Origin of the sequence: Gordonia alkanivorans NBRC 16433 (assembly GCF_000225505.1) — a bacterium.
GTDB lineage: Bacteria > Actinomycetota > Actinomycetes > Mycobacteriales > Mycobacteriaceae > Gordonia > Gordonia alkanivorans.
Map to the genome: position 1 here is coordinate 1 of NZ_BACI01000090.1, position 4,237 is coordinate 4,237.

The 4,237-nt window shown below is 63.6% G+C and carries 5 protein-coding genes and 1 pseudogene; 5 read left to right on the forward strand and 1 reads right to left on the reverse strand.

The genetic code is table 11. The annotated features are described in order from the left end of the window. The 5 genes and pseudogenes from GOALK_RS24315 to GOALK_RS15740 all read left to right on the forward strand — a co-directional run. A pseudogene (locus GOALK_RS24315) lies at window positions 1-145 on the forward strand (amidase); the annotation flags it as partial. Next, window positions 142-657, forward strand: coding sequence for a DUF3830 family protein (locus tag GOALK_RS15725; RefSeq protein WP_006359819.1), 516 nt, complete (start codon window positions 142-144; stop codon window positions 655-657). The pseudogene GOALK_RS24315 and the gene GOALK_RS15725, both read left to right, overlap by 4 nt. Before the next feature lie 10 nt (window positions 658-667). After that, a complete protein-coding gene (locus GOALK_RS15730) occupies window positions 668-1,456 on the forward strand; it encodes a GntR family transcriptional regulator (protein ID WP_006359820.1) in 789 nt (262 codons plus the stop codon). A 125-nt stretch (window positions 1,457-1,581) separates the two neighbouring features. After that, on the forward strand, window positions 1,582-2,976 hold the full coding sequence (locus tag GOALK_RS15735; protein ID WP_006359821.1) for an MFS transporter: 1,395 nt from the start codon (window positions 1,582-1,584) through the stop codon (window positions 2,974-2,976). A 42-nt stretch (window positions 2,977-3,018) separates the two neighbouring features. After that, a complete protein-coding gene (locus GOALK_RS15740) occupies window positions 3,019-4,110 on the forward strand; it encodes an IS630 family transposase (RefSeq protein WP_040004261.1) in 1,092 nt (363 codons plus the stop codon). Here GOALK_RS15740 and GOALK_RS23920 read toward each other — a convergent pair. Next, window positions 4,107-4,237: integrase core domain-containing protein (locus tag GOALK_RS23920; protein ID WP_157139160.1), on the reverse strand; the 131-nt coding region annotated here is incomplete at its 5' end. The two genes, GOALK_RS15740 and GOALK_RS23920, sit on opposite strands and share 4 nt — an antisense overlap.

Below are 4,237 nucleotides of genomic sequence, written 5' to 3' on the forward strand. Positions count from 1 at the left end.
GATCACGGTGCCCAGCGGATTCGTCGACGGTCTGCCGACGGGTGCGCAGTTCGTCGCTGCGCGACATCAGGATACGACCGTGCTAAGGGTCGCGGCGGCTTATGAGGCGGCCGCCGGCTTCACGATGTTGGGAGATCGTCCGTGACCGAGCGGCCAGCCGAACGATTCATCACCGTGACACTCGAGGAGCGAGGCGTGACGGCGGTGGCGCGGATGCTCGACGCCGAGGCGCCCCGGACCGCCGGCGCGGTCTGGGACGCATTGCCACTGAGTGGCCAGGTGTTCCACGGAAAGTTCGCGCGCAACGAGATCTACACGCTGCTACCGGCATTCGCGCCGGTGGAACCGGGTGCGGAGAACACAACCATCACGCCGATCCCCGGCGATCTGTGCTATTTCACCTTCGACGGTGTTTTGGACAACCCCGCATATGGGTACGATCCCACATCCGCGCCGGCCGAACATCGGCTGCTCATCGACCTCGCCGTCTTCTACGGAAGAAACAACCTGCTGGTCAACGGCGATGTCGGCTGGGTGCCGGGGAACGTGTTCGCCACCATCACAGAGGGCCTGGAAGACTTTGCGGCGGCTTGCAACGACGTCTGGATGGGCGGCGCGCGGGGTGAAACGCTCACCTATGCGCGCTTGGAGCGGTAAGAAAGAAGGAATGACGGTGGCGATCACAGTGGATGAGGACGACTCGGGCGCGGACCGCCCGGGAGGTCGAGCTACCACTCCTCACCAGGCAAAACGAGGCGGTTCGACGCGCCGTCGGGTGCTCACGCCTCTGGTGCAGGAGTCGACACCGGCGATCATCGCGCGTAAGTTGCACAATGCCATTGCGAACGGCGACTTCCCGCCCGGGTCGCAGTTGACGGAGTCCGGTCTCGCCGCAGACCTGGGCGTCAGCCGCGGTCCGTTGCGTGAGGCGATGCAACGTCTCACCGCGGAGGGTCTGCTGGTCAGCCATCGCAACCGGGGCCTGTTCGTCGTCTCGATGGAGAGAGACGACATCCGCGACATGTACGTCGCGCGCACAGCGGTGGAACGTGCTGCCGTGCAACAGGTCATCGCGCGCGGCGAATCAGAGGCGGTGGCCGCGCTGGACGAGGCCGTAGAGGCCATGCGCGCGTTCGTCGACGAGCCGAACGGTGCCGGGATGGCCGAGGCGGACATGGGATTTCACCAGACGCTGGTGGAACTCACCGAAAGCCAGCGCCTTTCGCGTCTCCACGAGACGATCCTCGTGGAGACACGAATGTGCTTGCGAGCCATGCGAGGAACATATTCATCGGGAAAGGAACGGATCGACGAACACCAGGCGTTGGTGGACGCCATAGCTGCGGGGGATTCTGCCAAGGCGGATGCGCTGATGATCGAGCACATGGCCGACGGGCTGCGTCGATTGATCGGTGACGGCGACGACGCCGGCGATCTCACCGCATCCGGGAGCTGATCGCTCGCGGTTCGGATGTCCATGGTCGGTCGAGCAGGCTGCCGTCCGTGCACAGGGTTCACCAACGCCGGAGATGACCCAGCGAGGGGCGAATTCACGGCCCCGATGACATTCAGGAAGCGCAGATGAGCGACACGACGCCAGCGGACACTTACGAGCAGCTCGCCCCGGACCCGGAGTCACCCGAGGGACGGAAACTACTCCACAAGGCCATAGGTGCCTCGGCCATCGGAAACGCCACCGAGTGGTACGACTACGGCGTCTACGCCGCGGCCTCGGTCTACCTGACCCAGGCCTTCTTCCCGGGTGATTTCGGAACCATCGGCACCATGCTCGGTTTCGCGGTCTCCTTCGTGCTCCGCCCGCTCGGCGGAATGATCTGGGGACCCATCGGCGACCGCATCGGCCGCAAATCCGTCCTGGCCATGACGATTCTGCTGATCTCGGGCGCCACCGCGCTCATCGGCCTGCTGCCCACCCACGCGTCGATCGGTGTGTGGGCGCCCATCCTGCTGATCCTGCTCCGCGTCGTCCAGGGTTTCTCGACCGGCGGTGAATACGGCGGTGCGGCAACGTTCATGGCCGAGTACGCGCCGGACAACAAGCGCGGTAAGTACGGTTCATTCCTCGAGTTCGGTACCCTCGCCGGCTTCTGCGGCGGTACCGCTTTCGTCCTGCTCCTGCAGCTGGGACTCTCCGATTCGCAGATGGATCAGTGGGGTTGGCGCATCCCGTTCCTGCTCGCGCTGCCCATGGGCCTGATCGGGCTGTACCTCCGCTCGCAGATGGACGACACCCCGGTCTTCCAGGAGCTGGAGCAGGAGGACGAGATCAAGGGTTCGGCGTGGACCCGGTTCAAGGATCTGCTCGTCAACTACCGGCGACCGATCCTGACGATGTTCGGCATGGTCATCGCACTCAACGTCGCCAACTACACGCTGTTGGCGTATCAGCCGACCTACCTGCAGAACACCATCAACCTGTCCGAGACCTCGGCGAGCGTCGTCAACCTGATCGGGCAGCTCGTGATGATGTTGCTCATCCCGTTCTTCGGCTGGTGGTCGGATTCGACCGGGCGTAAACCGATGTGGTGGGGATCGCTGGTCGGCCTGTTCGTCCTCGCGGTACCGCTGTACTGGCTGATGGGCCAGGGATTCGTCTGGGCGATCGTGGCATTCGTGATCCTCGGCGCGCTCTACATCCCACAGCTCGCCACCATCTCGGCGACCTTCCCGGCGATGTTCCCGACCCAGGTCCGATACGCGGGCTTCGCGATCTCCTACAACGTCGCGACCGCTGCCTTCGGCGGTACGGCGCCTCTGGTGAACGATGCCGTCGTGGAGGGCACCGACTGGAACCTCTTCCCGGCCGTGTACATGATGGGCGCCTGCGCCATCGGCATGGTCGCGCTGCTGTTCCTGAAGGAGACCGCGGGCTGCTCGCTCCGCGGCACCGAGATCCCCAGCAGGGAGAACGACTTCCACGAGCTGCCGAAGAAGCCGGCGGAGTCGAGGGCCTAGTGTCCTGAGTCATTAATTTCCGTTCGGTTGATAGACTGGGGAATGGCAACCCGGGGTCCGCGAGCAGTGGATATTGTTCTGACCGATGACGAGCGCCGTGAGCTCGAAGGGTGGGCGCGTCGGCGAACGACGGCCTCGGGTTTGGCGATGCGATCACGAATCGTTCTCGCTGCCGCTGATGGCGGGTCGAATACTGAAGTGGCACAACGACTCGGCCTCAACCGCAGTACCGTGCGGCGATGGCGAGGCCGGTTCGTCGAGCACCGCTGCGAGGGGTTGCTCGACGAACCCCGGCCCGGGCGACCTCGAACCGTCGACGACGAGCAGATCAAAAACTTGATCACCGCAACTCTCGAGACCACTCCGACGAATGCGACACACTGGTCGACTCGGTCGATGGCTGAGCATCTCGACATGTCACAGTCAACCGTGTCGCGTGTGTGGCGGGCGTTCGGATTGGCTCCACACAAACAGGATTCGTGGAAGCTGTCGAAACATCCCATGTTCACCGAGAAGGTCCGCGACGTCGTCGGGCTCTACATGAACCCACCCGAACGTGCCCTGGTGCTCTGCGTTGACGAGAAGACCCAGATCCAAGCGCTCGATCGCACCCAGCCGATCTTTCCCATGCTCCCGGGCACCCCGCAACGGGCCAGCCACGACTACGTGCGCAACGGCACCTCCAGCCTGTACGCGGCGTTGGACATAGCGTCGGGAAAAGTCATCGGCTCGCTTCACTCACGCCATCGCGCAACAGAATTCATCGGATTCCTACGCAAGATCGACGCCGAGGTACCCGACGAGCTCGACGTCCACCTGGTCATGGACAACGCCTCCACCCACAAGACACCCGCAGTGAAGCGATGGCTGACCTCGCACCCACGGTTTGTTGTCCACTTCACCCCGACCAGCTCATCCTGGATGAACCTCGTCGAACGCTGGTTCGCTGAACTGACCACCAAGAAGCTCCAACGTTCCACCCACCGCACCGTAAGAGCGCTCAACGCCGACATCAGAGCGTGGATCGACACCTGGAACGACAACCCCCGCCCCTACGTGTGGGTGAAGACCGCTGACCAGATCCTCGACTCCATCGCCCACTACTGCACACGAATTAATGACTCAGGACACTAGCGGTAAGACCCGGGCAGGTTGTGAACGTGTAAGCGTTCGATCGGGGTGAGTCCGCCGATGCCGGTGTGGGCTCGGTGGTGATTGTAGTGGTGTAGCCAGTCGTCGTAGGTGGCTGCGCGGGCGGTCT

What these genes read in the sequence shown, in the direction of transcription:
- GOALK_RS15730 (WP_006359820.1), top strand. Translation starts at nt 668, where the DNA reads ATGACGGTGGCGATCACAGTGGATGAGGACGACTCGGGCGCGGACCGC.
- GOALK_RS15735 (WP_006359821.1), top strand. Translation starts at nt 1,582, where the DNA reads ATGAGCGACACGACGCCAGCGGACACTTACGAGCAGCTCGCCCCGGAC.
- GOALK_RS15740 (WP_040004261.1), top strand. Translation starts at nt 3,019, where the DNA reads ATGGCAACCCGGGGTCCGCGAGCAGTGGATATTGTTCTGACCGATGAC.